This window comes from Arthrobacter sp. MA-N2 (assembly GCF_000517125.1).
In the GTDB taxonomy this organism is placed as follows: domain Bacteria; phylum Actinomycetota; class Actinomycetes; order Actinomycetales; family Micrococcaceae; genus Arthrobacter; species Arthrobacter methylotrophus.
In genome coordinates this window covers 302-2,189 of sequence record NZ_KI912156.1, presented here as the reverse complement: position 1 = coordinate 2,189, position 1,888 = coordinate 302, and the positions used below count along the sequence as shown (strand labels likewise).

General features: G+C 67.5%; 2 protein-coding genes and 1 pseudogene. All 3 read left to right on the top strand.

Annotation, left to right across the window (positions count from 1 at the left end; all coding sequences use genetic code 11):
- Positions 1-504 (top strand): glucose-6-phosphate dehydrogenase assembly protein OpcA (locus A3M3_RS25815; protein ID WP_035743332.1); only part of this gene is annotated, 504 nt, incomplete at its 5' end.
- A 56-nt stretch (positions 505-560) separates the two neighbouring features.
- A pseudogene (gene pgl, locus A3M3_RS29050) lies at positions 561-1,124 on the top strand (6-phosphogluconolactonase); the annotation flags it as partial.
- Positions 1,125-1,151: 27 nt separating this feature from the next.
- Positions 1,152-1,888 (top strand): glucose-6-phosphate dehydrogenase assembly protein OpcA (locus tag A3M3_RS28595; protein ID WP_051423456.1); only part of this gene is annotated, 737 nt, incomplete at its 3' end.

Sequence of the window (1,888 nt, the reverse complement as noted above, 5' to 3'; positions counted from 1 at the left end):
CGCCGCATCACCGACTCCGCCAACGAACCCGACCCCGCAGCAGCACTGGCCCGGATCCGGGAAACCTACCGCGCCGGAGACACCGACCTCGCCTGGACACGCCTGACCAACTGGCGCATCCAACTCGCCGCCGCCCTGGACCAAGTAGACGAATCCCCCGTCACAGCGATCGAGGTCGAGGGCGCATCCGATTCACCCAGCACCCTGCTGCTGGCCGCTTGGCTCACGCTGTTCCTCGAGGCCCCGGTCGAGATCGTCGCGGACCCCGCCGGAACGGGGATCCGCCGGGTGCGGCTCAGCCGTGTCACCGGCGACGTCCAGCTGGTCCGCCCCGGCCTGTCCATCGCCGAGTTGACCCAGCCCGGTCAGCCCGACCAGCGGATCTCCCTCCCGCGCCGCAGCCTACGCGACTGCCTCGCCGAAGAACTCCGCCGCCTCGACCCCGACGAGGTCTTCGGAGAAGTGATTACTATGGGACTGCCCCGAACGAATAGCAAGGAGTGACCGATCCAGTGAGCGCTAACCCCAGAGTAAGCATCCATCCCGACTCCGCTGTCCTTATGGCCGCGATCGCCGCACGGCTGATCACCAAGCTGGTGGACGTACAAGACAAGTACGGTGAAGCCACAGTGGTCCTCACCGGCGGCACCGTGGGCATCGGCACCTTGAAAGCGGTTGCCGACTCCCCTGCTGCGCCCGCGGTCGACTGGTCCCGGGTGAACTTCTGGTGGGGTGACGAGCGTTTCGTTGGCAAGGACAGTCAAGACCGCAACACAGTGCAGGCCCGAGAAGCATTGCTTTCCGGCCTGCCTGTAGATCCCGCCCGGGTGCACGAACCCGGTTCATCGGACGAGTTCGCCACGGCAGAGGACGCCGCTGTGGACTACGCGGCCCGGCTCAAGGCCGCTGCGGAGGCAGAACACGCCGCGGATACTTCGGACAATCGTCCGGAGGAAGCCGGAGAGTTGCCCCGCTTCGATGTCCTTCTCCTAGGTATCGGTCCGGATGCGCACATTGCCTCGCTCTTCCCTGAACAGGCGGGGATCCGCGTGCAGGACCGCACCGTGGTGGGGGTCGAGAACTCCCCCAAGCCACCGCCGTCGAGGATTTCCCTGACCCTCCCCGCCATCAATTCGGCCCAGGAGATCTGGATGGTTGTGGCGGGGGCGGAAAAAAAAAAAGGCGTGATCGCCCTCGGACGGGTCCTGACCCTGGTAGTGGTCACCACCTCCGGCCTGGAAGAAGAAGCCATCGAGGCAGCCAACGACGCCAGCCGCGAACACCCCTGCCGCATCATCGTCCTCGCCGACGCCGGCGCCCACGCACCGACCCGACTGGACGCCCAGATCCGGGTCGGCGGAGACGCCGGAGCCTCCGAAGTCATCGTGCTGCGCGGCTACGGGGAACTCGCCAAGGAAAGCGAATCCCTCGTCGCGGCCCTGCTCCTGCCCGACGCACCCATCGTGGCCTGGTGGCCGCACGGCGCCCCCGAGAACGCGTGCGAAACCTCCATCGGACGCATCGCACACCGCCGCATCACCGACTCCGCCAACGAACCCGACCCCGCAGCAGCACTGGCCCGGATCCGGGAAACCTACCGCGCCGGAGACACCGACCTCGCCTGGACACGCCTGAGCAACTGGCGCATCCAACTCGCCGCCGCCCTGGACCAAGTAGACGCACGGTCCGTCACGGCGATCGAGGTCGAGGGCGCCTCCGATTCACCCAGCACCATCCTCCTCGCCGCCTGGCTCCGCCGGGCCCTGGACGCCCCCGTCACCATCGTCCCGGACCCCACCAACCACGGGATCAGAGGCGTCCGCCTGACCCTGCCCACCGGTGACATCCGCTTGCACCGGCCAGGCCACACCATCGCCGAACTCACCCA